The organism is Nocardioides coralli (genome assembly GCF_019880385.1).
Taxonomy (GTDB): Bacteria; Actinomycetota; Actinomycetes; order Propionibacteriales; family Nocardioidaceae; genus Nocardioides; species Nocardioides coralli.
Genome location: NZ_CP082273.1, coordinates 2,254,205 through 2,280,335, shown reverse-complemented (window position 1 = coordinate 2,280,335; position 26,131 = coordinate 2,254,205). Strand labels below are relative to the sequence as shown.

29 protein-coding genes and 1 riboswitch are annotated in these 26,131 nt (G+C 69.5%); of the genes, 14 read left to right on the top strand and 15 right to left on the bottom strand.

The window, feature by feature from the left end:
• Positions 1-3: 3 nt before the first annotated feature.
• Both K6T13_RS11110 and K6T13_RS11105 read right to left on the bottom strand, forming a co-directional pair.
• A complete protein-coding gene (locus K6T13_RS11110) occupies positions 4-237 on the bottom strand; it encodes a sulfurtransferase TusA family protein (RefSeq protein WP_249423742.1) in 234 nt (77 codons plus the stop codon).
• Positions 234-1,373, bottom strand: coding sequence for a cysteine desulfurase family protein (locus K6T13_RS11105; RefSeq protein WP_249423741.1), 1,140 nt, complete (start codon positions 1,371-1,373; stop codon positions 234-236). The genes K6T13_RS11110 and K6T13_RS11105 overlap by 4 nt, the downstream gene beginning before the upstream one ends.
• 93 nt (positions 1,374-1,466) lie before the next feature.
• Here K6T13_RS11105 and ctaC point away from each other — a divergent pair, with 93 nt between their 5' ends.
• The 5 genes from ctaC (at position 1,467) to K6T13_RS11080 (ending at position 6,902) form a co-directional block, all read left to right on the top strand.
• Positions 1,467-2,330 (top strand): aa3-type cytochrome oxidase subunit II, encoded by an 864-nt coding sequence (gene ctaC / locus K6T13_RS11100; RefSeq protein ID WP_222894639.1) that lies wholly within the window; start codon positions 1,467-1,469, stop codon positions 2,328-2,330.
• Positions 2,327-4,066 (top strand): aa3-type cytochrome oxidase subunit I, encoded by a 1,740-nt coding sequence (ctaD, locus tag K6T13_RS11095; RefSeq protein WP_430227165.1) that lies wholly within the window; start codon positions 2,327-2,329, stop codon positions 4,064-4,066. Before ctaC ends, ctaD begins: the two co-directional genes overlap by 4 nt.
• The gene (locus K6T13_RS11090; RefSeq protein ID WP_222894638.1) at positions 4,063-4,461 is read left to right on the top strand and encodes a cytochrome c oxidase subunit 4; all 399 of its coding nucleotides are present in this window, start codon (positions 4,063-4,065) and stop codon (positions 4,459-4,461) included. Before ctaD ends, K6T13_RS11090 begins: the two co-directional genes overlap by 4 nt.
• Positions 4,462-4,560: 99 nt before the next feature.
• Positions 4,561-5,742, top strand: coding sequence for a L,D-transpeptidase (locus K6T13_RS11085; protein WP_222894637.1), 1,182 nt, complete (start codon positions 4,561-4,563; stop codon positions 5,740-5,742).
• 152 nt (positions 5,743-5,894) lie between these two features.
• On the top strand, positions 5,895-6,902 hold the full coding sequence (locus K6T13_RS11080) for a TerC/Alx family metal homeostasis membrane protein (protein WP_222894636.1): 1,008 nt from the start codon (positions 5,895-5,897) through the stop codon (positions 6,900-6,902).
• Between the two features lie 66 nt (positions 6,903-6,968).
• Here the strand turns inward: K6T13_RS11080 and qcrB are convergent, their stop codons facing one another.
• From qcrB to ctaE, 4 genes are read right to left on the bottom strand one after another with little or no spacing between them, the layout of a single operon-like run.
• A complete protein-coding gene (qcrB, locus tag K6T13_RS11075; protein WP_222894635.1) occupies positions 6,969-8,717 on the bottom strand; it encodes a cytochrome bc1 complex cytochrome b subunit in 1,749 nt (582 codons plus the stop codon).
• On the bottom strand, positions 8,714-9,769 hold the full coding sequence (qcrA, locus tag K6T13_RS11070) for a cytochrome bc1 complex Rieske iron-sulfur subunit (protein ID WP_222894634.1): 1,056 nt from the start codon (positions 9,767-9,769) through the stop codon (positions 8,714-8,716). Before qcrA ends, qcrB begins: the two co-directional genes overlap by 4 nt.
• Positions 9,766-10,659 carry a cytochrome bc1 complex diheme cytochrome c subunit gene (qcrC, locus tag K6T13_RS11065; RefSeq protein ID WP_249423740.1) on the bottom strand — a complete coding sequence of 298 codons (894 nt, stop codon included), beginning with the start codon at positions 10,657-10,659 and terminating at the stop codon, positions 9,766-9,768. Before qcrC ends, qcrA begins: the two co-directional genes overlap by 4 nt.
• Before the next feature lie 34 nt (positions 10,660-10,693).
• Positions 10,694-11,332, bottom strand: coding sequence for an aa3-type cytochrome oxidase subunit III (ctaE, locus tag K6T13_RS11060; RefSeq protein ID WP_222894633.1), 639 nt, complete (start codon positions 11,330-11,332; stop codon positions 10,694-10,696).
• A gap of 71 nt (positions 11,333-11,403) precedes the next feature.
• On the opposite strand from ctaE, the gene K6T13_RS11055 reads away from it, so the two are divergent.
• The 3 genes from K6T13_RS11055 to trpD are packed head-to-tail and all read left to right on the top strand — an operon-like array spanning position 11,404 to position 13,781.
• Positions 11,404-12,327, top strand: a complete 924-nt coding sequence (locus tag K6T13_RS11055; RefSeq protein WP_222894632.1) for a cytochrome c oxidase assembly protein — start codon at positions 11,404-11,406, stop codon at positions 12,325-12,327.
• Position 12,328: 1 nt separating this feature from the next.
• On the top strand, positions 12,329-12,751 hold the full coding sequence (locus tag K6T13_RS11050) for an Rv3143 family two-component system response regulator (RefSeq protein WP_222894631.1): 423 nt from the start codon (positions 12,329-12,331) through the stop codon (positions 12,749-12,751).
• Position 12,752: 1 nt separating this feature from the next.
• Positions 12,753-13,781, top strand: a complete 1,029-nt coding sequence (gene trpD / locus K6T13_RS11045; protein ID WP_222894630.1) for an anthranilate phosphoribosyltransferase — start codon at positions 12,753-12,755, stop codon at positions 13,779-13,781.
• Here the strand turns inward: trpD and K6T13_RS11040 are convergent, their stop codons facing one another.
• The 4 genes from K6T13_RS11040 to K6T13_RS11025 all read right to left on the bottom strand — a co-directional run bounded on the left by K6T13_RS11040 (position 13,782) and on the right by K6T13_RS11025 (position 17,085).
• Entirely contained in the window at positions 13,782-14,408 is a 627-nt protein-coding gene (locus K6T13_RS11040; protein ID WP_222894629.1) for a YgjV family protein, read from the bottom strand.
• Positions 14,359-15,888, bottom strand: a complete 1,530-nt coding sequence (locus K6T13_RS11035; protein ID WP_283247920.1) for a DUF2142 domain-containing protein — start codon at positions 15,886-15,888, stop codon at positions 14,359-14,361. The genes K6T13_RS11040 and K6T13_RS11035 overlap by 50 nt, the downstream gene beginning before the upstream one ends.
• Positions 15,889-16,051: 163 nt before the next feature.
• Positions 16,052-16,408, bottom strand: coding sequence for a DUF2304 domain-containing protein (locus tag K6T13_RS11030; RefSeq protein ID WP_222894627.1), 357 nt, complete (start codon positions 16,406-16,408; stop codon positions 16,052-16,054).
• On the bottom strand, positions 16,405-17,085 hold the full coding sequence (locus K6T13_RS11025) for a glycosyltransferase family 2 protein (protein WP_222894626.1): 681 nt from the start codon (positions 17,083-17,085) through the stop codon (positions 16,405-16,407). Before K6T13_RS11025 ends, K6T13_RS11030 begins: the two co-directional genes overlap by 4 nt.
• Positions 17,086-17,317: 232 nt before the next feature.
• Here K6T13_RS11025 and K6T13_RS11020 point away from each other — a divergent pair, with 232 nt between their 5' ends.
• Positions 17,318-18,184: an FkbM family methyltransferase gene (locus tag K6T13_RS11020; protein WP_222894625.1), complete on the top strand. Its 867-nt coding sequence runs from the start codon at positions 17,318-17,320 to the stop codon at positions 18,182-18,184.
• 22 nt (positions 18,185-18,206) lie between these two features.
• On the opposite strand, the gene K6T13_RS11015 is transcribed toward K6T13_RS11020, so the two are convergent.
• Genes K6T13_RS11015 through K6T13_RS11005 form a run of 3 tightly spaced genes read right to left on the bottom strand, consistent with a single transcriptional unit; the run spans position 18,207 to position 21,195 of the window.
• On the bottom strand, positions 18,207-19,106 hold the full coding sequence (locus K6T13_RS11015; RefSeq protein WP_222894624.1) for a glycosyltransferase family 2 protein: 900 nt from the start codon (positions 19,104-19,106) through the stop codon (positions 18,207-18,209).
• A 4-nt stretch (positions 19,107-19,110) separates the two neighbouring features.
• Positions 19,111-19,389: an Lrp/AsnC family transcriptional regulator gene (locus tag K6T13_RS11010; protein WP_222894623.1), complete on the bottom strand. Its 279-nt coding sequence runs from the start codon at positions 19,387-19,389 to the stop codon at positions 19,111-19,113.
• A 9-nt stretch (positions 19,390-19,398) separates the two neighbouring features.
• Complete coding sequence (locus K6T13_RS11005) at positions 19,399-21,195, bottom strand: DEDD exonuclease domain-containing protein (protein WP_249423738.1); 1,797 nt, start codon at positions 21,193-21,195, stop codon at positions 19,399-19,401.
• Positions 21,196-21,259: 64 nt separating this feature from the next.
• Here K6T13_RS11005 and K6T13_RS11000 point away from each other — a divergent pair, with 64 nt between their 5' ends.
• From K6T13_RS11000 to K6T13_RS10980, 5 genes are all read left to right on the top strand, one after another.
• Positions 21,260-21,514 (top strand): hypothetical protein, encoded by a 255-nt coding sequence (locus K6T13_RS11000; RefSeq protein WP_222894621.1) that lies wholly within the window; start codon positions 21,260-21,262, stop codon positions 21,512-21,514.
• Between the two features lie 62 nt (positions 21,515-21,576).
• Positions 21,577-21,783: a hypothetical protein gene (locus K6T13_RS10995; RefSeq protein WP_222894620.1), complete on the top strand. Its 207-nt coding sequence runs from the start codon at positions 21,577-21,579 to the stop codon at positions 21,781-21,783.
• 236 nt (positions 21,784-22,019) lie between these two features.
• A riboswitch (cyclic di-AMP (ydaO/yuaA leader) is annotated at positions 22,020-22,172 on the top strand.
• Between the two features lie 27 nt (positions 22,173-22,199).
• Positions 22,200-23,180: a C40 family peptidase gene (locus tag K6T13_RS10990; RefSeq protein ID WP_222894619.1), complete on the top strand. Its 981-nt coding sequence runs from the start codon at positions 22,200-22,202 to the stop codon at positions 23,178-23,180.
• Positions 23,161-24,417, top strand: coding sequence for a gluzincin family metallopeptidase (locus K6T13_RS10985; RefSeq protein ID WP_222894618.1), 1,257 nt, complete (start codon positions 23,161-23,163; stop codon positions 24,415-24,417). The genes K6T13_RS10990 and K6T13_RS10985 overlap by 20 nt, the downstream gene beginning before the upstream one ends.
• A complete protein-coding gene (locus K6T13_RS10980; protein ID WP_222894617.1) occupies positions 24,414-25,655 on the top strand; it encodes a M48 family metalloprotease in 1,242 nt (413 codons plus the stop codon). Before K6T13_RS10985 ends, K6T13_RS10980 begins: the two co-directional genes overlap by 4 nt.
• On the opposite strand, the gene K6T13_RS10975 is transcribed toward K6T13_RS10980, so the two are convergent.
• Entirely contained in the window at positions 25,628-25,816 is a 189-nt protein-coding gene (locus K6T13_RS10975) for a Flp family type IVb pilin (protein ID WP_222894616.1), read from the bottom strand. The genes K6T13_RS10980 and K6T13_RS10975 overlap by 28 nt on opposite strands.
• Before the next feature lie 65 nt (positions 25,817-25,881).
• Positions 25,882-26,100, bottom strand: coding sequence for a Flp family type IVb pilin (locus tag K6T13_RS10970; RefSeq protein WP_222894615.1), 219 nt, complete (start codon positions 26,098-26,100; stop codon positions 25,882-25,884).
• Between the last annotated feature and the right edge of the window lie 31 nt (positions 26,101-26,131).

Sequence of the window (26,131 nt, the reverse complement as noted above, 5' to 3'; positions counted from 1 at the left end):
GCGTCAGGCGAGCCGCCGCACCACGAACCTCGGTACCCCGTCGTCGGCAGCATCCTCGCCGACCCACTCCTGCCGGCGCATCCGGCACCAGGCGGGTACGTCGTGACGGGCAGCCACGTCCTCGGTGACGACTCCCACCGTCTGCCCCACGTCGACGTCCTCGATCCGCCTGCCCAGCTCGATCACCGGCATCGGGCAGCGCTGGCCCCGGCAGTCCAGCTCCAGGTCGACGCTCACCGCCCCACCTCCGCCCGGAGGTCCGCGACGATCCCCGGCAGCACCGCGAGCAGGCGCTCCACGTCGGCCTCGGTGGTGTCGCGCGCGAGCGAGAGCCGGACGTTGCCGTGCGTGAGCACCCCCATCGCGGCGAGCACGGCCGAGGGCTCGAGCGAGGAGGCGGCACAGGCCGAGCCGCTGGCCACCCCGAAACCGCGCCGGTCCAGCGCGTGCACCAGCGCCTCACCGTCGACGTAGAGGCAGGAGAAGGTGACCAGGTGGGGGAGCCGGTCCACCGGGTCCCCCACCACCTCCACGTCGGGGATCGCTGCTGCCGCGGAGCGGATCCGGTCGACCAGGGCCCGCTGCCGCGACGCCACCGCCTCGCGCTCCGCGACGACGGCCTGCAGGGCCGCGGCGGCGGCCAGGGCCGCGGGCACGTTCTCGAAACCGGACGTCCGCTCGTCGACCCGGTCGTCACCCGGGAAGGGGTTGCGCCACCGGGCGCCCTTGCGGACCAGGAGCACACCGACACCCGCCGGCCCACCCCACTTGTGTGCGGACCCGGCGGCGGCGTCCCAGCCGGCAGGCAGTGTCAGACGGCCCATCGCGGCGCAGGCATCCGTGAAGAGGGGTACGCCGTCCGGCAGCTCGACCCGGTCGACCGGCTGCACCGTGCCCACCTCGTGGTTGGCGACCTGCAGCGCGACCACGGCGGTCTCGGGGTGGCTCGCCGCCGCGGCCAGCTCGGCCGCGTCGACCCGCCCCCACTCGTCCACCGAGACCTCGACCGGTTCACCACCCCAGGCGGCCGCGTGACGCACCGCCGCGTGCTCGACCGCGGGGTGGACGACGCGTGAGCCGCGCCGTGATCCGCGCAGCAGGCCGAGGAGGCCGCGGTGGACCGCCTCGGTGCCGGACGCGGTGAAGCTGACCTCGTCGGGTCGGACCTCCAGCGCCTCGGCGACGACGGCGCGCGCGTTGTCGAGGATCAGCCGGGCGCTGCGGCCGGGACGGTGAAGGCGGCGGGGGTCGGCGTACCCCTGCTCGAGAGCGGCGACGAGCGCCTCGCGTGCGGCCGGGTGGAGCGGCTCGGACGAGGCCGCGTCGAGCTCGACGCGGCCGGGGTCCTCGGACGCGGCCGGAGCGTTCGTCACCGGGCCAACGTACTCCGTGCCCCACCGCGTCCACGGTGGTCCCATCCGATAGTCTGACCGTCGTCCGTGTCTGCGTGAACGAAAGGCTCGTTCGTGGGTCAGCAACTCCAGCGGCGCCCGGCGGCGCTTCGTCGCGTTGCCGTGGTTTTCGGTCTCGGTGCACTCGTGTTCCTGGGCGGGTGCTCGGCCCAGACGCAGCAGGAGTGGCGCAACCTGGCGATGCCGGACCCGGCCACCGAGCAGGCCGACCACATCTTCTACCTCTGGCGCTACGCCTGGATCGCTGCGCTGGCGACCGGTGTCGTCGTGTGGGGCCTGATCGGCTGGGTCGTCGTGCGCTACCGACGCAAGCACGCCGACGAGGTCCCGGTGCAGACGCGCTACAACCTGCCGCTGGAGATCTTCTACACGGTGGCGCCGATCATCATGGTGATCGTGTTCTTCTACCACACGGTCAACGTGCAGAACGCCGTGCTGGACGACACCGAGCAGGACCACACGATCGAGGTCGTGGGGCAGCAGTGGAGCTGGACCTTCAACTACCGGCTCGACGGCAGCGAGGACGGCCCCGTCGTCTACACCGTGGGAGCGGGCGGCAACATCCCCACCCTCGTGCTGCCGGTCGGGGAGACCACCCAGTTCAACCTGCACTCGCCCGACGTCATCCACTCCTTCGGCGTCCCCGGCTTCCTGATGAAGATGGACGTCATCCCGGGCCGGGTCAACAGCTACGAGGTCACCCCCGACACCGAGGGCACCTTCCTCGGCAAGTGCTACGAGCTCTGCGGCACCTACCACTCGCGGATGCTCTTCGAGGTCGAGGTGGTGAGCCCCGAGGAGTTCGAGGAGCACCTGCAGGAGCTCGAGAACCAGGGCAACACGTCCGATGAGCCGCTGCTCGGTGGCGACTACGTCCGCGAGCAGGCCGGACTCGATGACGAGGAGGAGGCGGAGTGACCGCCACAGCAGCGCAGCCCACCACGCAGCAGCCCCGCAGGTCTCTCGGCCAGCAGCTCGCGCGGGTGATGACCACGACCGACCACAAGCTGATCGGCAAGCTCTACCTCGGCACCTCCTTCGCGTGGTTCCTCATCGGCGGTGTCATGGCGCTGCTGATCCGCGCAGAGCTCGCCAACCCCGGTCAGCAGGTCGTCAACGACGAGCTCTACAACCAGCTCTTCACCATGCACGGCACGATCATGCTGCTGCTGTTCGCGACCCCGCTCTTCTTCGGGTTCGCCAACGTGATCATGCCGCTGCAGATCGGCTCTCCCGACGTCGCGTTCCCGCGGCTCAACATGCTCAGCTACTGGCTGTTCCTGTTCGGCAGCCTGATCGCCGCCTCCGGCTTCCTGACCCCGACCGGCGCCGCGTCGTTCGGCTGGTTCGCCTACACGCCGCTGTCGGACGCCGTCCGGTCGCCCGGCGTGGGCGGTGACCTGTGGATCATGGGCCTGTGGCTGGCGGGACTCGGCACCATCCTCGGCGCGGTCAACTTCATCACGACCATCATCTGCATGCGCGCGCCCGGCATGACCATGTTCCGGATGCCGATCTTCGTGTGGAACACGCTCATCACCTCGATCCTGGTGCTGATCGCCTTCCCGATCCTGGCCGGCGCGCTGCTCTCGCTGGAGGCCGACCGACTGCTCGGGGCCCACGTGTTCGACCCGGCCCACGGCGGGCCGATCCTGTGGCAGCACCTGTTCTGGTTCTTCGGCCATCCCGAGGTCTACATCATCGCGTTGCCGTTCTTCGGCATCATCACCGAGATCCTGCCGGTCTTCAGCCGCAAGCCGATCTTCGGCTACGTCGGCCTCGTCGGCGCGACGCTCGGCATCGCGATCCTCTCGGCAGCGGTGTGGGCCCACCACATGTTCGTCACCGGCGCAGTGAACCTGCCGTTCTTCTCCGGCATGACGTTCCTCATCGCGGTGCCGACCGGCGTGAAGTTCTTCAACTGGATCGGCACGATGTGGGGCGGCTCGCTGTCCTTCGACACCCCGATGCTGTGGTCGATCGGCTTCCTCACGACCTTCCTGTTCGGTGGCCTCACCGGCATCATCCTGGCCAGCCCGCCGCTGGACTTCCACGTGTCCGACTCCTACTTCGTGGTGGCCCACTTCCACTACGTCGTGTTCGGCACCGTGGTGTTCGCGATGTTCGCCGGCTTCTACTTCTGGTGGCCCAAGATGACGGGGCGGATGCTCGACGAGCGGCTGGGCAAGGCCCACTTCTGGCTGCTCTTCGTGGGCTTCCACACCACGTTCCTCGTGCAGCACTGGCTGGGCGTCGAGGGCATGCCGCGCCGCTACGCCGACTACCTGCCCGAGGACGGTTTCACCTTCCTCAACCAGGTCTCGACCGTGGGCGCGTTCGTGCTGAGCCTGTCGATGATCCCGTTCTTCTACAACCTCTACGTCTCGGCGCGGGGTCCGCTGGTCGAGGCCGACGACCCCTGGGGTTGGGGCCGCTCGCTGGAGTGGGCCACGAGCAGCCCGCCGCCGCGCCACAACTTCGTGACCATCCCGCGGATCCGGTCGGAGTCGCCGGCTTTCGACCTGCACCACCCCGAGGTCGCGGCACTCGAGCTGGAGCAGAACGAGGCGGAGCGTGAGGGCAGGCCGGCCGACGCGCCGGACGTGGAGGGACGAGAGCAGATGCTGGGCAAGGACGAGGGGGAGACCCGATGAGGGCTGAGGCCTGGATCTTCGGCATGACCACGGTGTTCTTCGTGCTGGTCAGCCCGCTCTACTGGTTCATGAGCAACGACTGGACCGGAACCTCCGCGCTGGTCATGACCACGCTGCTGGCCGCCATGATCACCCTCTACCTCGGGTTCCACGCCGCACGCATGGATCCGCGGCCGGAGGACCGCAAGAACGCCGAGATCGCCGACGGTGCCGGTGAGCTCGGGTTCTTCCCGCCGTACTCGTGGTGGCCGCTGTGGTGCGCGCTCACCCTCGCGGTGATGGTCTACGGCGTCGCGATGGCGGCGTGGTGGCTGTTCATCATCGGAGGCGCGCTCGGCGCCGTCGCGCTGTCCGGCCTGATCTTCGAGTACTACCGCGGGGAGCACGCTCACTGAGCCCGACCGGTGAGCGGCGGTCGCGATTGCTCGTCCTCACCGGCCCGCCCTTACCCTGACGACGACCCCTGAACCCGTCGTACCGGGGAGTGCCCTCACATGCCACGCCGCAGCACGCTCGCCGCTGCCGTCCTGCTCCTCGCCAGCCCTGCCCTGGCCGGGTGCACGTCCGGATCCTCCGACGAACGACCGAGAGCCGACGAGCCCGGGGAGAAGGCTCCGGCCGCGGAGCCGGTGACCGTGACCACCAACGTCGGCAAGCGGGCCGTCGCGGTCGACACGATGCTGCGGGTGCGCGCCGAGCACGGCACTCTCCGCTCGGTGGACGTGCGCTCGGAGGCCGGCCGGCTGGCCGGTGACGTCGCGGCGGACGGCCGCAGCTGGCGTGCCACCGAGCGGCTCGAGCCCGGCACCCGCTACCGGGTGCGGTCCGTGGCCCAGCACGCCGACGGGCAGCGTGTCGTCCGCACCACCGCGTTCACGACCGAGGACCTGACCCTCGACGAGCAGACGTTCGCCGCGGTCGCGCCCCTGGACGGGGAGACGGTCGGGGTCGGCATGCCGGTGATCGTCACCTTCGACGTCCCCGTCACCGACCGTGCCTCCATGCAGCGCCACATGTCGGTCACCAGCACGCCGCGCCAGCCCGGCACCTGGCACTGGGTGGACGACCGCGAGGCGCACTGGCGGCCCCGCAGCTACTGGCGCCCCGGCACGGAGGTGAGCGTCGACCTGGCGATCAACAGCGTCGACGCCGGCAACGGCATCTACGGCCAGGAGGACCGGCACGTCGAGTTCGAGATCGGCGACGCGGTGGTGAGCAAGGTCGACGTGGCCGCCCACCGGATGCGGGTGTTCGTCAACGGCGAGCTGGCACGGACGATCCCGATCTCCGCCGGCAAGCCCGGGTGGGAGACGCGTTCGGGCACCAAGGTCATCATGGAGAAGTTCGAGCGCAAGCGGATGAACGCCGAGACGATCGGGGTCGACCGTGACGACCCGGAGCACTACGACCTGGCGAACGTGAAGTACGCCATGCGGGTGACACACTCCGGCGAGTTCCTCCACGCCGCCCCGTGGTCCGCCGGGGCCCAGGGGAGCGCCAACGTCTCCCACGGCTGCGTCGGCATGAGCGTGGCGGACGCGGCGTGGATCTTCGGGGTGAGCAAGCGCGGCGACGTCGTCGAGGTGACCGGGTCCGACCGGCGGATGACGCTCTACAACGGCTACGGCGACTGGAACGCCCCCTTCTCGGAGTACGCCGAGAAGTCGGCGCTCTGAGCTCGCCCTTTCACTACCATTCCGCTACACTTTCCCGCGAGGGGAGTACTTCCCACGACCTGCGCCGGTCAGTACGCCGTCCCGAGTGATGGCCCGGTGCGGGGGCCCACGGGCTGAAGGAGACCTCAGGTGACGATCCTGAGGAGAACTCTGTGCTCGAGTCCATCGCGTCGCCCCAGCTGTGGGCGGTGCTCGTGTCCGGTGTCGTGCTGCTGCTCGCGCTCGACTTCCTGCTCACCCGCCGACCGCACGAGGTGCGGATGCGCGAGGCGGTGGCCTGGTCGGCCTTCTACGTCGCGCTGCCACTGGCCTTCGGCGTCTACGTGTGGTCCGCCTGGGGAGCCCAGCGAGGGCTCGAGTACTACACGGGCTACCTCGTCGAGAAGTCGCTGTCGATCGACAACCTCTTCGTCTTCATCCTGATCCTGGGGGCCTTCGCGGTGCCCCGCGAGCTACAGCAACGGGTGCTGCTCTACGGCATCGTGGGCGCCCTGGTCCTGCGCACCATCTTCATCGTGCTCGGGGCGGCAGCGCTGGCCACCTTCACCTGGGTCTTCCTGGTCTTCGGACTGGTGCTCGCCCTGACGGGCGTGAAGCTGCTGCGTGACGCGCTGCGCGGCAAGGACCACGTCATCGACGTCAACTCGCTCCGGGCGGTGAGGCTGCTGAGGCGCTTCCGGCCCGTCACCTCCGACTACGTCGGCACCAGGCTGAGCGTCCAGCGGAACGGCGTCCGCATGTTGACCCCGTTGGCGCTGGTCATGGCGGCCATCCTGGCGACCGACATCGTGTTCGCCGTGGACTCCGTGCCGGCCGTCTACGGCATCACCGAGGACCCGTTCCTCGTGTTCGCGACCAACGCCTTCGCGCTGCTCGGCCTGCGAGCGCTCTACTTCGTCCTGGAGGGCGCGCTGTCGCGCCTGGTGCACCTGGGCTACGGCCTGGCAGCCATCCTGGTCTTCATCGGGATCAAGCTCGGGCTGCACTGGGCACACGGGGTGTGGACCTGGGTACCCGAGATCCCGACCCTCGTGTCGCTCCTGGTCGTCGTCGGTGTGCTGGCGGCCACCACGGTGTCGAGCATCCTGGTGGGGCGGCGAAGCGACGTGCTGGAGGAGCCTGTCGCACGCGACGAGGAGCCGGTGGGGGTCGGCCGCTGACGCCACAGCGCCCCGCCACCCGATGGGTGGCGGGGCGCTGTCGGTGCTGTCCAGCAGGTCTGCCGGTCAGTGCTTGCCGCGGAGGGCGTCCTCCTCGACCGTGTGGTGACCGTCGTACTGGTGGCCGTCGGCCGGGTGGTCGAGCCCGGCCTGCAGCTGGTTCTCGTGCTCGGCGTGGTGGTGACCCGCCTCCAGCTCCTCGGCAGTCGGCTTCTGCACGTTGTTGCCGTACCAGGCCCGCGAGAGCCGTGCCCGCAGCATCTTCAGCCGGTACCCCCGCTCGGCGACGCCGTAGGCGTCGTTGCGGTGGGGGATGGGCAGCATCTCGTCACGGTCCCGGGCGGTGAGCGCGTAGGTGCGCTCGTCGCTGATCGGGAGGTGACGCTCGGAGTAGCCACCCTGCGGGTCACGCATGATGATGCCGGTCTCGTAACCGTGCAGGAGCTTCTCGTTGTCGGCCCGCTGCAGCGAGATGCACCAGCGCCGCGTGATGATGAAGGCGATGACCGGCCCGAGGAAGACCGCCACCCGCATGAAGTAGGTGATCTGGTTGATGCTCAGGTCGAACGTGATCGCGATGATGTCGTTGCCACCGGCGGCCCACAGCAGCCCGTAGAACGTCATCAGCGCGACGAACACGGCCGTGCGGGTCGGGGCGTTGCGCGGACGCTGCAGCAGGTGGTGCTCGCGCTTGTCACCGGTGATGAACGCCTCGATGAACGGCAGCAGCAGCAGAACCGTGAAGGCCACACCCGGCAGCACGATGATCGGCAGGAAGACGTTCCACGACATCGTGAACGGCCCGAAGGTGCTCTCCCAGCCCGGCATGATCCGCAGCGCGCCGTCCGGCCAGCCCATGTACCAGTCGGGCTGGGAGCCCGCGGTGACCTTGGACGGGTCGTAGGGTCCGTACTTCCACACCGGGTTGAGCGCCAGCAGGCCGCCCATCAGCGCGGTGACGCCGAAGACGATGAAGAAGAAGCCGCCGGCCTTCGCCATGTAGACGGGGAGCAGGGGGTAGCCGACCACGTTCTGCTCGGTCCGGCCGGGGCCAGGCCACTGGGTGTGCTTGTGGTAGACGAGCAGCAGCATGTGGGCGGTGATCAGCGCCAGCAGGATGCCCGGCAGCAGCAGCACGTGGGCGATGTAGAGGCGCGAGATGATGTCGTCGCCGGGGAACTCGCCGCCGAACATGAAGAACGACATGTAGGTGCCGACCACCGGCATCGACTTCACGAAGCCGTCGGCAGCGCGGACGCCCGTGCCGGAGAGCAGGTCGTCGGGGAGCGAGTAGCCGGTGAAGCCCTCGAGGGTGCCGAGCAGCAGCAGCAGGCAGCCGACCACCCAGTTCAGCTCACGCGGCTTGCGGAACGCGCCCGTGAAGAAGACGCGCATCATGTGGATCATCATCGCCGCGATGAAGAGCATCGCGGCCCAGTGGTGCATCTGCCGCATCAGCAGGCCACCACGGACGTCGAACGAGAGCTCCAGCGTCGAGGCGTAGGCCTCGGACATGTGGAGGCCGCGGAACTGGTCGTAGCTCCCCATGTAGGTGACCTCGGCCATGCTCGGCTTGAACCACAACGTCAGGAACGTGCCGGTCAGGAGCAGGATGACGAAGCTCCACAGCGCGATCTCGCCGAGCATGAAGGACCAGTGGTCGGGGAAGACCTTGCGCAGGTTCTTCTTGGCCAGGCCGGCCAGGCCGAGCCGGTCGTCGGCCCAGGTGGCGGCGGCACCGACGGGGTTGCGCTTGCGGGCCGTGGCCGCGCTCTTGGCGTTGCTCGTCGCAACCTTGCTGGTGTCGATGCTCATCGCGAGTCACGCTCCCAGAAGCTCGGGCCAACCGGCTCGTCGAAATCACTCTGTGCCACGAGGTAGCCCTCTGAGTCTACGGCCAGGGGCAACTGCGGCAGCGCCCGAGCAGCCGGGCCGAAGACCACGCGAGCAGAGTCGGCGAGGTCGAAGGTCGACTGGTGGCAGGGACACAGCACGTGGTGGGTGGTCCGCTCGTAGAGCGAGATCGGGCAGCCGACGTGCGTGCAGATCTTGGAGTAGCAGACGATGCCGTCGACGTCCCAGTCCTCGCGGCCCTCGCCGGCGATGAGCTCGTCGGGCTCGATCCGGACCAGGATCACCGCACCCTTGGACTTGGCGACGTGGAGCTCCACGCCCTCGACGAGCGGCTCGCCCTCCTCGTCGGTCTCGAAGATCGCGGCCGGCTCGGCGTTGATGAGGTCGCCGATCTCGAGGTCGCCCGGACGGATCGGCGTACCGGTCACGTCGCGGACGACGCGCATGCCCGGCTCCCAGATCGTGCTGTAGAGGGAGTCACCGGGCAGGGGACCAAGGTCGCGCAGCAGCACGACGGGGACGGGCAGGGCCAGCAGGCCGAGTGCGCCGAGCAACGAGTTGCGCACCAGCGGCCGACGGCCGATACCGGAGTCCTCGAGCCCCTGGTTGAGGACGTCGAGGGTCGCCTGCCGGTCCTCCTCGCTGGAGGCGGCCGGGTGGCGCATCTCGACGATCTCGTGGTCGGACATCAGCTTGCGGGCCCACTGGATGATGCCGATGCCGATGAACAGCAGAGCGCCGGCGAGCGAGAGGCCCAGGAAGAGGTTGGAGGCACCGAACCCGAGGAAGGTGGTGGGGTTCTCGCCCCACTCCAGCGTGACGTAGGAGACCACGAAGAGGACCGCGCAGACGGCGGAGAGCCCGAAGAGGGTCGCCACCTGCAGCTCGGCGCGCCGCTCCGCGCGGGGGTCGACGTCGGTCGGGCGCCACTGGTGGGCCGGGAGCCCCGGGTCCGGGACCGGGTCGGCGCTCCGGGTCCGGGTTGGCAGGTTGGTGCCGTCGTCGGGGGTCATGCCTCCACCTTCTCGGTGCCGTCGGTGGTCTTGTTCTTGCTGGACCGGGTCGAGTGGGCGGCGATCCACACCGCGAACCCGACCAGGACGCCGATGCCGACGATCCAGGCGTACATGCCCTCGGCGACGGGTCCGAGACCGCCCATGCCGAAGCCGCCGTAGTCGGGGTTCTCGTCCAGGGACTGCAGGTAGGCGATGACGTCCCGCTTCGCCTCGGGCGTCAGGTTGCCGTTGGTGAAGTTCGGCATCGACTGCGGACCGGTCAGCATCGCCTCGTAGACGTACTTGGCGTCCACGCCGAGGATCTTGGGGGCGTAGCCGCCGCGCGGCATGGCGCCGCCCGACCCGGTGAAGTTGTGGCACGCCGTGCAGTTGGTGAGAAAGATCTGACCGCCGCGGACCACGGCGGCGGCGCGCTCCTCCTCGGAGAGGCCCTCGGTGCTGTAGTCGGACTCGTCGGGGATGGCGGGACCCGGGCCGAGTGAGGCGACGTACGCCGCCATCGCCTCGATCTCGTCCTGGTCGAACACGACCTTCTTGCGCGGTGCCTGCTGACCCGGCTGGGCCATCGGCATCCGCCCCGTGCCGACCTGGAAGTCGACCGCGGCGGCACCGACGCCGACCAGGGAGGGGCCGAGCTGGGTGTCGCCGTCAGCGGTGCGGACGCCCTCGCCGTTGAGCCCGTGGCAGGAGGAGCAGTTGACGAGGAACAGCTCGCGCCCCTCGGCGACGAGCTCCTCGTCGGAGGGCTGCTGCTGCGCCTGGGCGGGAGCGAAGGCGGTGTAGAGCCCGCCGGTCATCAGCAGCCCGAGCAGCAGCACGAACAGGCCGGCCAGCGGGCCGCGCCGGTGACGGGAGAGCCGGCCGGCGGATCGGTTCAGGAGGCGCACATCGGTTCCTTGCGGGTCGTCGCGGTCGGCTGGGTCACTTGATCAGGTAGATGGTCGCGAAGAGGCCGATCCACACGACGTCCACGAAGTGCCAGTAGTAGGACACGACGATGGCACTGACGGCCTGCTCGTGGGTGAACTTGCGGGCGATGTAGGTACGACCGAGGACGAAGAGGAAGGCGATCAGACCGCCGGTGACGTGGAGCCCGTGGAAACCGGTCGTCAGGTAGAACATCGTGCCGTAGGCGCTGTCCTGGATCGTGATGCCCTCCTGGATGAGGGTGGCGTACTCGATCACCTGGCCGGCGATGAAGACCGCGCCCATCACGTAGGTGAGGATGAACCACTCCCGCAGGCCCCAGCCGCCGACCTTGAGGATCGAGCCGGTGCGTCCGACCTGGCCACGCTCGGCGGCGAAGACGCCGAGCTGGCAGGTGAGCGACGACAGCACCAGGATCGTGGTGTTGACCGACGCGAATGGGACGTCGAGGAACTCGGTGTTCTGGGCCCAGAGCTCGGGGGACACCGAACGGATCGTGAAGTACGCCGCGAACAGCGCCGCGAAGAACATCAACTCGCTGGAGAGCCACACGATCGTGCCCACGCTGACCATGCTCGGCCGGTCGTGGTGCCCGTGCAGGCGGGAGGCCGGAATCGCAGTTGCTGTCGCCACGCGGCCATTATGGCGGGTGAGGGGCTGGGCGGCATCCCGACCCCCGGAGGAACCGACCTAGAGTTGTGGTCATGGCGGCGTCCGAGGTACTGAGCGGGGTGATCCTTCCCGAGTTCACGCTCGAGAGGGCCCTCACGGACTGGTCGCTCGCCCCGCTGCCGTTCATCCTCGTGGTGTGGGTCTCGGGGCTGTACCTGCTCGGTGTCCTCACCCTGCGCCGGCGTGGCGACCGCTGGCCCTGGGGGCGGACCCTCGCCCTCGCGGTCGGCATGGGGATCTTCGCCCTCGCGACCCTGTCCGGGCTGGCGGCGTACGACACGACGCTGCTGAGCGTCCACATGGTCCAGCACATGCTGCTCTCGATGCTGGTGCCGCTGGCGCTCGCGCTGGCCGCCCCGGTCACCCTGGCTCTGCGGACGTTGCCGCGACGACCACGGGCATGGCTGCTCGCCGTCCTGCACTCGCGGGTCGCCCGGGTGCTGTCCTTCCCGCCGCTGACCTTCGCCCTCTACGTCGTCTCGCCGTGGGCGCTCTACTTCACCGGGTGGTACCGCGCGTCGTTGGAGTCGGTCTACATCCACGAGATGATGCACGTCCACCTGGTGCTCGTCGGTGCGCTCTTCTTCTGGCCGCTGATGGGAGTCGACCCGGTCCCCGGGCGGGTGAGCCACCCGTTCCGCGTGCTGCTCGTGGTCATGACGCTGCCCTTCCACGCCTTCCTGGGCGTGACGATCATGGGGCAGACGACGCTGCTGGGGGGCGACTGGTACCCGTCGTTGAGCGAGGGGCCGATGGGCGCCTGGCTGCCCGACCCGTTCGCGGACCAGAACCTCGCCGGCGGCATCCTCTGGGGCACCGGCGACCTGATCGGCCTGATGTTCTTCGGCGTCCTGTTCGTGCAGTGGGTGCGTTCGTCGATGCGCGAGGCGGAGCGCGAGGACCGTCGGCTCGACCTGCTCGAGGCACGCTCCGCGAGGTCCGGACCCGGCCGGTAGCATGCGCAGCGTGACCGCCCAGAACGCTGCTCCGCTGAAGGTGCTCGTCTACTCCGACGACATCAACACCCGCCAGCAGGTGATCCTCGCGCTCGGCCGCCGGCCCCACCCCGACCTTCCCGAGGTGGAGTACGTCGAGGTGGCCACCGAGCCGGTGGTCATCCAGAACATGGACGCCGGCCACATCGACCTGGCGATCCTCGACGGGGAGGCCGTCCCCGCCGGCGGGATGGGCATCGCCAAGCAGCTGAAGGACGAGATCTACCAGTGCCCGCCGGTCCTGGTGCTCACCGGCCGCGCGCAGGACGCCTGGCTGGCCACGTGGTCGCGTGCGGAGGCCGCCGTACCCCACCCCCTCGACCCGGTCCAGCTGGGCGAGGCGGTCGTGCGGCTGCTGAGGTCGCGGGTCCCCGCGACCAGCTGACATGACGCACAGCTGGCCGGAGGTGCTCTCCGCGCTGGTGGCAGGCACCGACCTCGACGCTGGTCAGACCGCGTGGGCCATGGGGGAGATCGTCACCGGCGAGGCGACGCCTGCCCAGGTGGCCGGTTTCGCGGTCGCGCTACGCGCGAAGGGCGAGACCGCGCAGGAGGTCTCCGGGCTGATCGAGGCGATGTACGCCGCCGCGACGCCGATCGAAGTGGCGGGCCGCTGCCTGGACGTGGTCGGCACGGGGGGAGACCGGTCGATGTCGGTCAACATCTCCACGATGGCCGCCATCGTGGCCGCCGGCGCCGGCGCGCGGGTGGTCAAGCACGGCAACCGCTCGGCCTCGTCGAAGTCCGGGTCGGCCGACGTGCTCGAGGCCCTCGGAATCCGGCTCGACCTGCCGCCGGACCGGGTGGCGGCGCTGGCCTCCGAGGTGGGCATCACCTTCTGCTTCGCCGCCGCGTTCCACCCGGGCATGCGCCACACGGCCGTCCCGCGCCGCGAGCTGGGGATCGGGACCACGTTCAACTTCCTGGGCCCGCTGGCCAACCCGGCGAAGCCGGCCGCGCAGGCGATCGGGAGCGCCGACCCGCGGATGCTCCCCGTGATGGCCGGGGTGCTGGCGGCGCGCGGGGTCGACGCGCTGGTGTTCCGTGGTGACGACGGCCTCGACGAGCTGACGACCACCACGACGTCGACGGTGTGGCACGTCCACGGTGGTGAGGTCTCCACGACGACGATCGACCCCCGCGACCTGGGGCTGCCGCTCTCGACCGCCGAGGCGCTGCGGGGTGGCGACGTCACCCACAACGCCGACGTCGTACGCCGGGTGCTCGAGGGTCAGCCCGGGCCGGTGCGTGACGCGGTGCTGCTCAACGCCGGCGCCGCGCTCGCGGTCCACGACGACCCGGCCGTGGACCTGGTCGACTCCCTGCCCGCGGGGCTCGCGAAGGCGACCGAGGCCGTCGACTCCGGCGCCGCACGCGACACGCTCGACCGCTGGGTCAGCGCGTCCGCGGACTGATCACAGCTCGAGCACGTAGGACTCGCCCTCGCGGCGGAAACCGGTGTCGAGCCGGTCGTAGTAGGGCGAGACCATCCGGGGCGGCGTCACCACCCTGCGGAAGCCCCGTTCGCGCAGTCGGGGCGCCCGGCGCCACACGAACTCACCGGGGGAGAAGTCGCGGAACCGCGGCGTGACGTAGTCGAGCTGGACCCGTGCGACGTCGCCCTCACGCCGGATCAGGACGACGCCCACCGTCTCGTCGCCGCGCTCGACCTGGAAGGCCAGGTCGTCGGGCTGCGTCCCGTCGTACGCGGGGTGGAAGGTCCGGATGTCGTCGGCGTGCACCGACAGGAAGTGCTGGAAGTAGGCCTCCTGGGGCCCGACCTGCAGCACCGTGAAGGCGGTGTCGTCGTGCCGGTCGCTGAGCAGCTTCCGGATCATGAACAGGTTGATCGTCGTCGTCGCGAGGTTCATCCCCACCATGGGCCACACCTCGACCAGGGCGTTGAAGATCACCAGGCTGATCGAGGCCGCGAGGTTGAGAAGTCGGAAACGCAGGATCCTCGTCTGGAGCAGCGAGACGATCAGGAGCGCGCTACCGGCCCACCCGAAGAGGTCGAGCCAGTTGTCTGCCAGCCATGCCACGGCCGGAAGGGTACTCGGCGTCCCCGAGGTCGCGGCCGCGTGGGATGAGCCCCGAGGCCAGCAGCACGCCGGCGACCACATGGAGCGCCACGACGTGAGGGATCCCGGGCTCCACCCACGCGCCCGTCCCGGCGAGTGGGCTGTCGCGGAGCTCGGCGGTCAGGACACCGATCTGGCCGATGAGGGACGTCGCGATGACGACACCCGTGGCCGACCAGACAGGCCACCTCGCCTGCCGAGCGTGGGGCCAGCCCGCTCGTTGGATCGCAAACCCGCAGATCAGGAAGAAGCCCGCGACGAAGGGGTAGGCATACCGTCCCTGCCACACCAGGCCGAGCTGCGCGTACACCGCCACCGTCATGGCGATGGGTACGGCCGACCCCGCGGCGAGCACGAAGCCGAGTGCGATCCGTTCCCGCCACCTGGCCAACGCGACGGCGAGGACGACAAAGCACAACCAGGTGAGGAAGCCGATGGTGTAGACGGCGGGGTGGGCGGGTTCGTTGCGGGCAGGGAAGGCTGCCAGGGCCTGGAAGAACCAGAGCATCCACTGGCGCGGGACCCGGGGCCACGGCGAGTCCTCGAACACGATCTCGGAATCGATCTCGGTCGCCCCCGCAGAGCTGGTCCACCACGCGGCAGCGACGGTCGCAGCCGCCACCACCAGCGCCCCGGCCCACACACTGCGACTCCGCAACACACGGGACCACACCTCTCCTCGGAGGAGGATCGCGACGGTCGACACGATGAGCACGAGCCAGACCGGACCCATGCCGCGGACGAGGACCAGGGGCACGGCGCCGGTGACCGCGAGCATCACCAGGCCCGGTTCGGGCCCTCGGGCAGCGATGCCGAGCAATGAGGTCCACACGAGTAGGGCGGCTGCGAGCTCCAGCCCGTTGGGGGCTGCGACTGAGCAGGTGTAGGTGGCCATGGGGATGAGCACCAGCAGCCATCCCGCCATCACCCAGCTCGAGCGCGCCCAGCGCCGCAGGGCGAGCGTGGCAAGCCCGAGGAGGATCGCGCAGATGATGCTCGCGGCGGCACGCATCGCATAGAGAGCGGCAACGCCCTCGAAGGGCGCCGCTGCGGTGCCCACCACGGCGTAGTAGGCGGGGTTGTAGTGAGAGGCGGAGGTGGCAACGCTGACGAATCCCGATCGATCAGACGGGCGGCCCACACAGTTGTCGGAGTCCGTGTAGGGCAGCTTCTCGCAGATGGGTCGGGCGGCCTCCACCATGTCTTCGGGCACGTCCATGAAGGCACCCCACCCGCCCGGGGCACGCTCGTGGTCCCACCCCCAGTCGCCACCGGCGACCGCGGCGGCCTTGTAGGCGTGGTCGTGCTCGTCGAGGCCTCGGAAGGGGGGCACCACCAGCACCCAGGCGGCCTGGACGCACAGCAGCCCGGCGACGAAGACCAGTACTCGCCGTACCGGTAGGCGTGGGGTCAGGCGACCCGTCGGCGGAGGAGGTGTCACGAGCCCGCGACGTGGTCGTGCCCCCGTGGAACCCGACCAGGGCTGTACGGCAACGGTGCGCGCACCAGGGAGCTCGGCTCGCCGCTTCGCGTCTGTCGCCTGGGTCTCGCCGTGGATGTGCTCTCGGGTTGGGCCGGGTCGGTGCGGCACATCAGTGGGCCAGTCATCTCCGCTCGTTCCCGGAGGGGCGGTGCTCGACCTCGTACCGCAGCAACGCACCGTCACGCGCAAGCTCGGCGATCTCCGCCTCGAGGTGCTTGAGCCGCTGGTACAGGCCGACGGTGGTGAAGAGGAAGACCACGACCAGCGCATAGAGGACCAGGTCCGTACCGCGCCCCACCCCCACCAGGTTCGCGACCCAGGACACGAGGCCCGGGTCGAGGACAGCCACGATCCAGCAAACCGCGGCGGCCAGCCCGGCCAGCCGGGTGACAGCGAGACGACGGCCGGTGGGCCGTGCGCGCAACATCCAGGCGAGCGCGGCCAGGATGCTCGCGATGAGCAGGACCTTGACGATCATGATCGCTGCAAGCGGGCGGTGACGAGGTCATAGACGATGTTGAAGGCGTTGAGACTGCTCTGCCCCTTCCGCTGTGAGTAGGCGGTGTAGGCGATGGTGACGGAGTGCTCCGCCCACGACAATCGGTTGCGCCCGATGATGTGCTCGATCTCGGAGGCGTGTGCCATCCCCCGCTGCGTGAGGACCATGCTCTTGAGCGCTCGGCGGTTGAGCACCCGCAGACCGTTGTGGGTGTCGGTGAGCAACAGCCCGCTCGTCACCTGGCTCATCCTGAGAGCGGCCTTGAGAACCAACCATCGGAGGAATGACTGTCCGGGCACTCGCTCCGCCCCGCGGGTGCCGAGCACGACGTCCACGCCGGTGGTGCGGGCAGTGGAGAGCATGGCGGCTGCATCACGTGGATCGTGTTGGCCGTCGGCATCGAACGTGACGACGTGGGTGACGTCGGGCAGTCCGAGGGCGAACTCGAAACCTGTTCGCAGTGCCGCTCCCTGGCCGAGGTTGACCGGGTGTCGCAGCACGATGGCGCCTTCAGCCTTGGCCATGTGCGCGGACTCGTCCGAGCTGCCGTCATCCACGCAGATGACGAGGTCGAAGAGCTGACGCAGGCCAGAGACGACCTCACCCACCACGCCTGCCTCGTTGTAGGTGGGCACGACGACCGCGGCACGAACCATGGCTGCACCTCCTCATGGGTCAGCGTAGGTTCGCGCGAGCTCTGTGCGCAGGAGATCCGACGCAGTAGACGTCGATCGATCACTTCGGCTAGTCCGAGCGGACTAGGAGGCTCGTGCAATCGTCGAGAATCCACAAGTCCTGGGAGGCTGGCTCGACGCGCTCGTGCGAACGCCTTGACCGACATGCCGTGATATCCCGCGCATGTGCGCTGAGGCCATCACCATGGTGGGCATGACACGTGAGGAGCGCCTGATCGTCGACGTGGGGATGCATGACGGGACTGACACTGCGTTCTATCTGGCCAAGGGTTTCAACGTCGTCGCGATCGAGGCCAATCCTTCGTTGGTTCGCGCCGCTCAAGTCCGATTCCGTCCCTGGATCGAAGCCGGACGACTGACCGTGGTCGGCAAGGCGGTCGCGGATCGGTCGGGCACCATCGACCTCTATGTGAGCGACGAGGATCTGTGGGGGAGCACCACCCCAGACATGGCGCGTAGAGGCATAGCGACCGAGGCCTCGAGAACAACAGTGCCGTGCGACACACTCGACTCGATACTGGCGGACCATAGCCCGGTTCACTACCTCAAGGTGGACGTGGAGGGTGAGGACCCAGCCTGCATAGCGGCGATCGCGCGACTGGAATCGCCGCCGAAGTTCGTGTCATTCGAAGCGGATCTGACGGACTCGATCGAGGTGGCGCACCTGCTCGACCTGTTGGAGGGCTACGGGTACCGGCGATTCCAGCTCGTCAACCAAGCCACCCATGACCTGGTCCGGATGCCCGATCCGCCACTCGAAGGGGAGTTCGTCGATGTCAGCTTCGACAAGCACTCGTCCGGGCCATTCGGAGAGGAGCTACCCGGGAGGTGGGAGTCCCGAGAGGCGGTGGAGCAGCGATATCGAGAAGTCGTTCGCCGCCAGTCGGCGCGGATCGCCTACAGCGCGTCCGGGAAGGTGGGCGGCGTTCCCCTCGCTTGGGCGCACCGACCTCTCATGTGGACCTACAACCGACGCTCCGTCAGGCGACTGCGACACACCTGGGCGACGATGAGGGGCGTGGAGGTCGGTGGCTGGTTCGACATCCATGCGGGGCGTTGACCGACACGACGTCTGGCGCGCGTCACGGCGCGCGAAGCAACCCGGTGAATGCGTGTCGCACGAGGGGTAGTGGCGACTGCCCACCCCTGAGAGCCCGCGGGACCTGGGTCAGGGCGTGGGAACGGGACGTCACCCGCAACCTGGCGGCCCGTGACGCTCGTTTCCAACCGCGGCGCTCCAGCTCGGACCGCACGCCTTCGTAGAAGTCCCGTTCCTCGTCGAAGCGCTCACCCGAGATCGACTTGACCGCCGAGTCAGAAGCGTCGTGGCGTCGGTACTCGAAGACGACCACGTCGTCGAGCGCCAGAGTTGCTCCTGCCATGAGGAGGTCGGTGAGCAGAGCCAGGTCCTGGACCACGTGGAACCGCTTGAAGCCCTGTGCGGCGACCAGCTCGCGCCGCCAGACCAGGCTGGGGAAGTACGTCCAGTTCCCCCACATGAGGCTCGTCACAGCGGGCTCTCCGCTGAGGAGATGTCGGGTGGTCGGTGGTCGCAGAAGCGCCTTCACTCGATCGCCCATGGGTCTGACCCGCCGTCCGGAGCCGTCGATCACGGCGACGCCTGGCTGGATAATGTCGGGGCCGTCAGCCTCGATCAGCTCGTGCACCCGCGAGACGTAGTGGGGCAGCAGCCGATCGTCCGCGCCCATGATCACCACGTACTCACCGACCGCCAGTGACAATGCGCGGGTGTAGTTCGCGTTGGCGCCCAGGTTGATGGCGTTCTTGACGTAGTGAATCCGCTCATCCCCGAGTCCACGCACTCTGGCGCCTATGGAAGGGTCCGGGTAGTTGTCGTCCACCACCCGGAGCGTCCATCTGGGATCGGACTGACGACGCACCGATGCGATGGTCTCGAACAGGAGTGCAGGGTCTCCGTAGAACGGCAGGACGATGTCCAGGACCCGCGGCGACGCGCCCAACTCGCTAGTCCAGTCCCAAGGAGAACGCCGACTCGAGGTCGTGCCGCGAGTAGGTACGGAAGGCGATGTGAGTCTCCGTCGACGTCACGCCGGGCACCTTGTTCAGTCGGTCGGCGACGACCGCTGCCACGTCGTCGTGGTCGCGGACCCGGACGAGGGCGATCAGGTCGATCTGGCCGGTGACGCTGTAGACCTCGCTGACGCCATCGAGAGCGGCGATCTGCTCGGCGACCTCCGGGATCTGGGCCACGTCGGCCTTCACGAACACGATGGCGGTGATCATGGAGCGAGGTTAGCGGGCGGGCCGGTGCAGCAGAGGGAGGTGGCGGCGCTCGTCGAACGGAACGAGCGAGTCTCGCGTCGCGGGGGAGGCAGCGGCATCGTGCAGGTGACGCCCGGCCCCGGCCACCGGGGAGGACCACTCGCCCTGGACGTCGATCAGGCGCACCCCCGGCTGCTCGATCCACCGGAGGATCCGCTCGGACTCCTCGGCTGTCGCCGCGGGCACCGGCCCGGCGTGAGCCCGGGTGGTCTCGGCGCCGGCACGGAGGGCGTCCACATAGGTCCGCGCGTGAGCACCGGCCGGAATGACGCCGGCTGCTGCGAGCCGACCGTGTCGGACGACGTGCACGGCCCATCCGCCGGCCTGGGGGCCGCGGGCTCGATCCTCCTTGCACATCGCCACGATCTCCGGACAGCGCGTCAGGGCCCGGAGGCGTTGCGTGCGTGACGTCCCGCGGATGAAGGCAGCGAGCCGGTCCCTGTGGACGCCTGCTTCCTCGAACCGCTCCTCGGCAGCCAGGCCCGACATCCGGTGGTGGATGGTCTCCACGACCAGGTGGGGCTCGCGCAGGATGCTGTCGCGAAGCTGGCGCACCACCCCCGCGTAGGTCAGCGCGTCCACGCTGCCGTCGCACGGTGAGAGGCAGCGTCCCATCTGCGCGAGCACGCAGGGGGTGCGTCGTGCTGAGCGGCCCAACCGGTCGGAGCACTGCCGGACCGGGAAGGTGTCGTGGAGCGCGGCCAGGCACTTCTCGGCCGAACGCTTCGAGGAGAAGGGCCCGATGTAGTCGGCGTCGTCGTCCAGGACCCGTCTGACGAGGGACAGCCGCGGCCAGGGCTCACGCGTGAGCTTGATGAAGTGCACCTTCTCGGGGAAGCGTGAGCGCCGGTTGTAGCGGGGCTTGTGCTCGGCGATCAGTCGCAGCTCCCGGACCTCGGCCTCGAGCGCTGTTGCGCACTCGATCCCGACGACCTCGGTCGCGAGCCCGACCATCTCGCCCATCCGGCTCCGTGTCTCCGAGGCTGTGAAGTAGGAGCGAACCCGGGTGCGCAGATCCCGTGAGGTGCCGACGTAGAGCACGCGTTGCTGGTCGTCCCGGAAGAGATAGACACCCGGGGCGTGGGGAAGACCTTCGGCCAGGTGGCGCTTCCGCCGTTGGGCCGTGGACACCCTGCCGGAGAAGGACTGCAGCTCCTCCAGGGTGTGGACACCGAGCCCGCCCAGCCGTTCGAGCATGCCGTGCAGGACGTCGACCGTGGCGCGTGCGTCCGCGAGCGCCCGGTGGTTGGGTGTCGTAGCGGCGTTGAACACCTTGGCCAGGGTGGCCAGCTTGCAGTTGGGGGCGTCGTCCCGCGTGATGACGCGTCTGGCGAGCTTGGCCGTGTCGACGACCTCGAAGGCGGGCCACGCGCGTCCTTGGCGCTCGGCGAAGTGACGCAGGAAGCCGACGTCGAAGGGTGCGTTGTGGGCAACCAGCACACATCCCTCGGCGAACTCGAGGAAGGCGGGCAGGACGGAGTCGATCGACGGCGCGTCGACCACCATCGAGTTGGTGATGCCGGTCAGCACGGCGATGAAGGCGGGGATGTCGGACCCGGGGTTGACGAGGGTCTGGAACTCGCCCAAGACCCGACCGGCTCGCACCTTCACGGCCCCGACCTCCGTGATCATGGAGCCTGCCGCAGCCGATCCTCCTGTCGTCTCCAGGTCGACGACGCAGAACGTCACGTCGCGCAGCGGTCTGCCCAGCTCGTCGAAGCCCCGTTGCGCTTCCCACCGTGACCGCGCCACCGTCGTCGTGCTCACGTCGAGGACGCTAGGCGCCGCCACCGACAGGGACCGGGAGGACGCGCGGCCTAGAGTGACCGGCGTGAGCATCCGGCTTCCTGGCCCGACCGAGCGGTGGCGCTGTTCCGGTTGCGGCAACCTGACCCGCTTCGACGTGAGCCGCTTGCGGCGTACCACGGAGTTCTGGCACTTCGACCTGGCCGGTGAGCACGTCGTCGAGCAGACCGAGGTGCGCGACGAGCGCGTCGAGTCCGTGACCTGCCGCTGGTGCGGGCGCAGCGACGTGATCGAGTCGGTCGCCCGCAAGGACGCCGCGGACGAGGGCGACGGCGACTGACGACACGCCGAGGACGTCACTCCGGACCGGAACTGTCAGGGGTCGTCGTCACCGTCGGTCTCATGACGACACGAATCGACTGCGACACCTGCGTGGTGCGTGGCCTGGCGTGCCACGACTGCGTGGTGACCGTGCTGCTCGGACCACCCCCCGAGCTCACGCTCGACGACGACGCGGAGCGAGCGCTCGGCGTGCTGGCCGAGGGCGGCCTCGTACCGCCGTTGCGGCTCGTCACACCGGTGGAGGGGCCGGAGATCGAGTCGGCGTGACGGTCGTGGTCTCGACAGGCTCGACCGGAGTGGGCGGGGTGGGTCTCGACAGGCTCGACCAGCGTGGAGCGGGGCGTGTCAGCCGTGTGAATCGTGGGGCTCGTGTGGCCTGTGCGACAGCGTGCTCCGCAACACGCCACGACTTTTGGTGGGGACTTGGCCGAACCTCCGGACCTTGACTAGGGTGCTCGCTGGTGTCCGTGACCGTGGATCAGACCGGATCCGCGCGGGCACCGCGCCGAGTCCAGGCCACGGGGGAGTGGCCGTACGGAGCCGGGGACCCACCACCTCTGGGGTGAATCGCCTGCGAGGCGGGCCGCGCGCAGCGGTCCGAGGAGCAGGGGTAGGGCACGTCGTGCCCGAACCCGTCAGCTCACCCGGTAGGCGTACGACGACGCAAGGGAGAACGCCCGCTCGTGTTCAACGGTCGGAAGCGACTCATCAGTGCCGTGCTCGGCATCTCGTTCGCCGCTGCTGTGGGCCTCGTCCCGGGCGCCGCACAGGCCGAGCCCGAGATCGAGGACGTCAAGGAGCGGGTCGACCGCCTCTACCACGAGGCCGAGGCTGCCCAGGAGCGTTACCACGACATCAAGCTGGAGCTCGACGAGCTCGAGCGCGACCTCACGTCCCTCGAGGCCGACCAGAAGCGCCAGGACCGGGCGCTGGAGGCGGCGCGCACGGAGGTGCGCGACTCGGTCATCCGCCAGTACCAGGGCGAGAGCATGTCGGCCGTGAGCGAGGTCTTCGTCAGCGAGGACCCCGGTGCCTTCCTCGACCAGCTCTCGACGATGACCTCCTACAGCGACCTCCAGTCGCAGCTGTTCTCCGCCTACGCACGCGAGGCCAAGGCACTCCACCTGCGTGAGGGCGCCACCCGCGGCCGGCTCGACGAGATCGCCGCCGCCGAGAAGAAGCTCGCGGCCGAGAAGAAGACCGTCGACGAGAAGCTCGCCGAGGCCAAGGAGGTGCTCAGCCGGCTCGAGGCCGAGGAGCGCGAGCGGCTGACGACGTCGCGCAGCCAGACCCGGGTCCCGGACGTCCCGGTCTCCGGCCGCGCCGGTGTCGCGGTCAACTACGCGCTCGCGCAGGTGGGCGATGCTTATGTCTACGGGGCGGCCGGTCCGGACGCCTACGACTGCTCCGGCCTGACCATGCGAGCCTGGGGAGCCGCCGGAGTCAGCCTGCCGCACTCCTCGAGCGCCCAGTACAGCTCCGGCCCGCGCGTCGCGGCCAGCGCCCTGCAGCCGGGCGACCTGGTCTTCTACTACAACCCGATCAGCCACGTCGGCATCTACATCGGCAACGGCCAGATCGTCCACGCCGCGAACCCCTCGACCGGCGTGGAGACCGCTGGCCTGCACTCGATGCCCTACACGGGTGCGGTCCGCCCTGGCTGACGCCCCGACGCACGAGGCCGGTCACTCACGCAGGTGGGTGGTCGGCCTCTCGTCGTTCCTGGCCCTGATCGTGGCCGGCACGCTGTGGGTGCTCCTGAGCGACGAGGAGTACGTCGCCCCACCCCCCGGCCCCGCAGCCAGCGACATCCGGCCGGCGGAGGCAGCCGCGCTCCTGAAGAGGTTGACCGACGCCGTGCGGGGCGGAGACGCATCAGCCGCGCGGGAGCTCGCCGCCGGAGGTGACGAGGAGACGGGTGCGGCGCTGGCGACCCTGGTGCGGACGGCCCGAGGGATCCCGGTCGACGATGTCGACCTGCGCTACGTCGACGAGCTCGGTGGTGCGGACGAGGAGGGGGAGTGGCGAGCGGTCGCGAGTGTCACCTGGCGCTTCCGCGGCTTCGACGTCGAGAGGTCGACCAGCGAGGTCGAGATCGGGTTCGCCCCCCGCGGCGGCGATGTCGTGATCACGGACGTCGGGGGGCCCGCGGGCCGGCTGCCGATCTGGATGGCGCCGGAGGTCTCTGTCCGCCGGACGGGTGCGGCCCTGACGCTCGCCACCTCGGACGTCGCTCGGTACCACCGCATGACCCGCCGCGCCGTGGTCGTCGTGCGGCGCGTCGTCCCGGGCTGGCGGTCGGGGCTCGTCGTCGAGGTACCTGACTCGGCAGCGGGACTCGACCGTGCCCTCGCGGCCGAACCGGGGACCTTCGCGAACGTCGCCGGAGTCACGGCGTCGCCGGACGGGGACACGGACAGGGGGAGGTCCGCCCATGTCTTCCTCAACCCCGACCGGATGGAGACCCTGGAGCCGCTGGGAGCCCAGGTGGTCGTCAGCCACGAGGCGGCCCACGTCGCCCTGGGGGCCACGGAGTCGAGGTTGCCAGTGTGGCTCGCGGAGGGCATGGCCGACTACGTCGCCCTGCGAGACGTCCCGTTGCCGGTCACGACGACGGCGGCGCAGGTCATCCGACAGGTCCGGGAGGAGGGGCCCCCGCGGACGTTGCCGGGCGACGCGGAGTTCGACGACGCCTCCCAGCACTTCGGCGCGGCCTACGAGGCCGCGTGGCTCGCCTGCCGGCTCCTCGCGGACCGGGTCGGTGAACGCGCGCTGCTGCGGTTCTACCGTCGCGCTGACGGCGTGCGGGACTTCCCCGGGCTCTTCGCCGAGACCTTCGGGCTGTCGCTCCGCGCCTTCACGCGGGAGTGGCGGCAGTCGCTGTCAGACTTGGCGGCGTGAGACCTCCCGACCGGGCAGCCGCGGCGGGGGTGGCCGTCCTGGGCGGCGTGACCTTCGTGGTGCTGGCGTGGTGGCTCGTGCCGTGGGACCCGGTGCCGGGCGGCCCTGTCGAGCCCGTGGCGGCGTCCGAGGTCTTCACGGCTGCCGAGATCGCTCGCGCCGAGCACTTCTCCTTCTGGGCCCGCGTCTGGGGGTGGAGCTCGCTGGCCCTGTCGCTCGCCGTGGTGTGCTGGCTGGGTTTCACGACGGCCGGACAGCGCCTGGTCCAGCGGCTTCCCGGGCCATGGTGGGCGCAGGTGGCCCTGGCCGTCGTCGTCGTGGAGCTGGTGCGCAGGCTGGCGAGCCTTCCGCTGTCCGCAGCTGGGCACCGGAACCGGGTCGACGCGGGCCTCTCCACGCAGCCGTGGGTGGGCTGGCTACGCGACGTCGCGGTGTCGGAGGGCATCGAGACGCTGGTGACGGCAACCGCTCTCGTCGTCGTCGTGGCGCTGGCGCGTCGATGGCGACGGATCTGGCCGGCGCTCGCGGCGGCGTTCCTCGGGGGCTTGGTGATGCTGGGGTCGTTCGTCTACCCCGTGGTCGTCGAGCCGCTGTTCAACGACTTCGCGTCGCTGCCGGCGGGGGAGCTGCGCACTGAGGTGCTGGAGCTCGCCGAACGCATGGAGGTGGAGCTGGACGACGTGCTCGTGGCGGACGCTTCGCGACGTACGACGACGCTGAACGCCTATGTCTCGGGCTACGGGTCGACACGTCGCGTCGTCGTCTACGACACGTTGCTGGACGGCGCGGAGCAGGACCAGGTCCTGGTGGTGACGGCTCACGAGCTCGCGCACGCGGCGAAGCGCGACGTGCTGGTGGGCACCGTTCTGGGCGTCGCCGGGACGGTGTCGGCGGTCGGACTGCTGATCCTGGTGCTGCAGATCCGATCTCGGGGGAGTGGTGCGGTGACCGACCCGAGATCGGTCCCCACCGTGCTGGCGTTGCTGGCGCTCTTCACCCTCGCCGCTGCTCCTGTGGAGAACACCATCAGTCGCAAGGTCGAGCTCCGCGCCGACGTGGAGTCCCTGGCGGTGACCGACGATCCCCATGCGTTCGTCGGGCTGCAGCGGACGTTCACGTTGCGCTCACTGTCGGATCCGACCCCGCCAGCCCTGTCACAGATCTGGTTCGGGTCGCATCCCACGGTGTTGCAGCGTCTCGGGCTGATCGACTATCCGTTGCAGGACGCCGACGCCTGAGCCTCGCGATCGATCTCCTCGCAGGTGGTGCCGAACATGTTCTTCGTGACGTCGCCCATCGAGAAGATCACGACCACCAGGACCACTGCGATCCCGGTGATGAGCAGCGCGTACTCGACCGACGAGGCACCCCGCTCCGGGGTAGTTCTCCGGGTAGCCATACCCGCTCCCTTCAAGCGACGGAGTGGGTGGCCGCGGGTTGCGACCACCCACTCCGACCGGTGACTCAGTTACCGCACGAAGAGGCAGAGATGCTGCCCTTGCCCTGGACCTCGGTGCAGGTGTCCTTGAAGGCCTCCTTGATGACGGGGCCGAGCGCGAACACCACGACCACGATCAGGGCGGCGATGCCGGCGATGAGCAGGCCGTACTCCACGGCCGAGGCGCCACGCTCGTCGGCCTTGGCGCGGCGGGCGGCAATCAGGTTCTCGAGGAAGGTGATCATCTTGGGGGGCTCCTTGCGGGTTTCGAATCTT